The sequence below is a fragment of the Microcystis sp. M165S2 genome (assembly GCF_020245885.1).
GTDB lineage: Bacteria > Cyanobacteriota > Cyanobacteriia > Cyanobacteriales > Microcystaceae > Microcystis.
The window spans coordinates 1-3,460 of the sequence record NZ_JADBTZ010000292.1 but is presented as its reverse complement, the minus strand read 5'-3'; the positions used below and the strand labels follow the sequence as shown (position 1 = coordinate 3,460).

Here is a 3,460-nt window from a genome sequence, read left to right as displayed (position 1 = left end):
GGAGTGATCAGGGGGAAAATTCAGGTACTTTTTCCCTGAAAATTAGGTAGTTGACCACCTGAAAATCGGTAAAACCCATCCCCCATCCCCCATCCCCCAACCCCCAACCCCCAACCCCCAACCCCCACCGAAAAACTTTTTCAGCAGACCCTATTTAAACGTAAATTATGATTTATTTCGATAAAATTCCCCATAAATAGGCTATATACTCCTAAAAAACTGAAACATCTTCTCCTAGTTCTTTTTTTGACCTCAAACTATACCGAAGTTTCCTGACACGGCAGCTTAACCATCTCCACTTAAGCGTTCCTTCTCCCTAGTTTATCCCCTAGTTTTTGTATAAATTTATACCCGACAAAAATAGTCTGGTATATTTGACACCAAGATTTTGCGGGTGATAGGATGCTTGTACATCAGTTGACGGCAAGACAGGAAAATCATGACTCTAGCGACGAACATCAAAACATCAAAATTCATCCCCACCTTTACCCGCTTGGTTTCTAAGGAAGGAGGGACTTCCTACCCCCTGAAAGCGCTGAATATCTGCGAAGAAACCTTTGCACCTCTGGAAGTGGACTACGATTACGACCTCATCCGTCGCACCGTCACCAGAGAAAGCATTCAAGCAGGTCCCAATTCCATCTGGCGCTATCGTTCCTTTTTGCCGGTGGAAAGTGAAAATCCCATCGATGTGGGTACGGGTATGACTCCCCTAGTTAAATCCCACCGTTTAGCCCGGCGCTTGGGTCTAAAAAATCTCTACATTAAAAATGATGCCGTCAATATGCCCACTCTCAGCTTCAAAGATAGAGTGGTATCCGTCGCCCTTACCCGGGCCAAAGAATTAGGTTTTACCACCGTTTCCTGTGCTAGTACGGGAAATCTGGCCAATTCCACCGCCGCTATTGCCGCTCACGCTGGTTTAGACTGTTGTGTTTTCATTCCCTCCGATTTAGAAGCGGGTAAAATTCTCGGCACCCTAATCTATAATCCCACGGTAATGGCGGTCAAAGGCAATTACGATCAAGTTAACCGTCTCTGTTCAGAAGTGGGCAATACCTACGGTTGGGGTTTTGTCAACATCAATCTGCGTCCCTACTATTCCGAAGGTTCCAAAACTTTAGGCTTTGAAGTGGCCGAACAATTAGGCTGGAAACTCCCCGATCATATTGTCGCACCTTTAGCCAGTGGTTCCCTCTTTACCAAAATTTATAAAGGCTTCCAAGAATTCATCAAAGTCGGTTTGGTGGCAGATAAAGCAGTGCGTTTTAGTGGCGCTCAAGCGGAGGGTTGTTCCCCCATTGCCCAAGCTTTCAAGGAAGGACGGGATTTTGTCGCCCCAGTTAAACCCAATACTATCGCCAAATCGATCGCTATTGGTAATCCCGCCGATGGTGTTTATGCCCTGGATATTGCCCGTAAAACCGGCGGTAATATTGAATCCGTTACCGATGCCGAAATTATCGAAGGTATTAAACTTTTGGCAGAAACGGAAGGCATTTTCACGGAAACCGCGGGCGGTACGACCATCGCTGTCTTGAAAAAATTAGTAGAAGCGGGTAAAATCGACCCCGAAGAAACCACGGTCGTTTATATTACCGGTAATGGTCTAAAAACCCAAGAAGCGGTACAGGGTTATATCGGTGAACCCCTATTAATTGAACCGAAATTAGAAAGCTTTGAACGGGCCCTGGAACGTTCCCGCACCCTGGAACGCCTCGAATGGCAACAGGTTCTCGTCTAGAATTGGTAACGGGAGATTGATAATTATCTCCCCCGTTAGATGATAGCTACCGTCCTTTCCACTTTTTCCTTGATATCTATGGCTGTAAAAGTTCTCATTCCTACTCCCCTGCAAAAATTTACAGAAAATAACGCTACCATCGAGTGTAGTGCTAGTAGTGTCGGTGATTTAATTGAATCCTTAGAAGCAAGTTTCCCCGGTATTAAAGCCCGCTTATGCCTTGAAGATGGTACACCCCGGCGCTTTTTAAATTTCTACGTCAACAGTGAAGATATTCGCTTCCTCGATGGGACAAAAACCCCCTTAGAAGATGGCGATGAAGTCAGTATCGTTCCTGCGGTAGCTGGAGGTTAACCTCCCTATAAGTTTGTTTTCCGTCAATTGTAATTAAACCCCTAGAAAGTGATGTTTTCTGGGGGCTTTTATTCAGGTAAGTTCTAAGCTGCCCGCGCATTTAAATTGCCTTTTGTCTCTCCTGATATGTTACCTATACTCAACGGATTTAGTAAGTAGCGTAACCCATGCGGGCGTTGGGTTTCATGCTTCAACCCAACCTACGTTCTACTAATCTTTGTGTCCTTTGTGCCTTTGTGGTTGTTCATTAGTTATATTTAATCGACACCCAACGCATCTTTTGCCTTTTAACGTGACACATTTTATCCATTTTCACATTATTATAAGCTGAGACACATTTGGTCAATTGCCATAGAAGTTCTCATCTAAGATTTGCTCTGGCAAGAAAGGACAAATTTGAGGATAATCATTTTCTGGGGGAATCCGAACACCAAATTGAGCGAGTTTCCCTTCCTTAATTGCTACTTGACGAGCATCTGGATAAGCTTCCTCGATAGCAGTTTCTAGATAGGATTTGAGAGAAGGAGTATCGCGTAAGTTTTTCTGAATGCGCTGACGATGCTCAATAATAGAACAATACCAGCTATCCTTCATTGATGGCGGTGCGTCGTGCTGTACTTTTAATTTGAGCAAGTGAGCCAAAAGAATCATCAAATTACTTTCTAAACTTCTTTTTTCCGATTTTCCCAACTCGGTTAACTCCTCAATTAAGTTATCAGTATCCAGCGCAGCAAATTCCCGCTTCTGTAAGTGATTAATTGTTGTTGCGAGCCACAATTGAAAATCTTGTTCGTAGAGAGTCTTGGACATAGCGATAAGTTGTTCGTTCGTGTCAATAACTGCACGGATAACTAAGCGGATACAATTCTCAAGGCGTTGCTAATTTCTAGCTTCCCTTGCAGTTTACCAAAAAATCACCTAAAATGGAACCTATCTGTATCCCTTGCTGACTGCCTATGGCTCCCTACATCATTTTCTACCATCTTTGAGCAAACCGGCGAAAGATAAGGAATTAAAACTATGCCTTTAAGTTGGAATGAAATTAAAAATCGCGCCATCGCTTTTCAAAAAGAGTGGCAAGGAGAGACTTCAGAAAAGGCAGAATCTCAATCTTTTTGGAATGATTTTTTTAATGTCTTTGGCATTTCACGGCGTAGGGTAGCCAGTTTTGAGCAACCGATCAAAAAAGCAGATAATAAACAGGGTTTTATAGATTTACTCTGGAAAGGAACGATTTTAGTTGAGCATAAATCGAAGGGGAAAGATTTAGAAAAAGCCACACAACAGGCTAAGGATTATTTCCCCAATTTAAAGGAACATGAGTTACCGCGTTATATTTTAGTATCGGATTTTCAACGGTTT

At 43.1% G+C, this 3,460-nt stretch carries 4 protein-coding genes; 3 read left to right on the top strand and 1 reads right to left on the bottom strand.

Annotated elements, in window-relative coordinates; translation table 11 throughout:
- The first annotated feature begins 439 nt into the window (after window positions 1–439).
- On the top strand, window positions 440–1,744 hold the full coding sequence (gene thrC / locus IM479_RS14830) for a threonine synthase (protein WP_110580361.1): 1,305 nt from the start codon (window positions 440–442) through the stop codon (window positions 1,742–1,744).
- Window positions 1,745–1,822: 78 nt separating this feature from the next.
- Window positions 1,823–2,098, top strand: a complete 276-nt coding sequence (locus IM479_RS14825; protein ID WP_286825021.1) for a MoaD/ThiS family protein — start codon at window positions 1,823–1,825, stop codon at window positions 2,096–2,098.
- A gap of 342 nt (window positions 2,099–2,440) precedes the next feature.
- Here IM479_RS14825 and IM479_RS14820 read toward each other — a convergent pair whose 3' ends face one another.
- The gene (locus IM479_RS14820; protein WP_287675970.1) at window positions 2,441–2,908 is read right to left on the bottom strand and encodes a DUF29 domain-containing protein; all 468 of its coding nucleotides are present in this window, start codon (window positions 2,906–2,908) and stop codon (window positions 2,441–2,443) included.
- Window positions 2,909–3,118: 210 nt separating this feature from the next.
- On the opposite strand from IM479_RS14820, the gene IM479_RS14815 reads away from it, so the two are divergent.
- Window positions 3,119–3,460 (top strand): type IIL restriction-modification enzyme MmeI (locus IM479_RS14815; protein WP_353737558.1); only part of this gene is annotated, 342 nt, incomplete at its 3' end.

Coding starts and splice junctions, on each gene's coding strand:
- IM479_RS14825 (WP_286825021.1), top strand. CDS start 1,823: ATGGCTGTAAAAGTTCTCATTCCTACTCCCCTGCAAAAATTTACAGAA.
- IM479_RS14820 (WP_287675970.1), bottom strand. CDS start 2,908: ATGTCCAAGACTCTCTACGAACAAGATTTTCAATTGTGGCTCGCAACA.
- thrC (WP_110580361.1), top strand. CDS start 440: ATGACTCTAGCGACGAACATCAAAACATCAAAATTCATCCCCACCTTT.